Annotated in this window: 1 protein-coding gene; it reads left to right on the top strand. The window is 46.0% G+C overall.

The features are described 5' to 3' along the window. Positions 1-535, top strand: a 535-nt coding sequence (locus R8N47_RS27945) for a B12-binding domain-containing protein (protein WP_318186452.1), incomplete at both ends; no start/stop codon positions are given.

Here is a 535-nt window from a genome sequence, read left to right as displayed (position 1 = left end):
TGTCGAACGTGTCTTTCTCCTTCCGCGGTAATAACTACGTTCGTGAAGCTATCCATGCTGTGTTCCTCTATCACTGTTTTAAAAATGGTATGGATATGGGGATCGTAAACGCGGGTCAACTTGAGATTTATGACAACGTTCCGGAAAAACTACGAGAAGCGGTAGAAGACGTTGTGCTTAACCGTCGAGATGACGCTACAGAAAGATTGTTAGATATCGCAGCTGAGTACGCAGATAAAGGCGTTGGCAAAGAAGAAGATGCCTCTGCGCTTGAGTGGCGAACTTGGCCTGTCGCAAAACGTTTAGAGCATGCGTTAGTTAAAGGGATCACAGAGTTCATCGTTGCAGACACTGAAGAAGCACGTGTGAATGCGGCAAAACCACTTGAAGTGATTGAAGGTCCTTTGATGGATGGCATGAACGTGGTGGGGGACCTATTTGGTGAAGGTAAGATGTTCTTACCTCAAGTCGTGAAATCAGCACGTGTGATGAAGCAAGCTGTCGCGCATTTAGAGCCTTTTATTAACGCCGAAAA

Source organism: Vibrio sp. 2132-1 (assembly GCF_033344315.1).
This window is presented reverse-complemented; position numbering and strand designations above follow the sequence as displayed.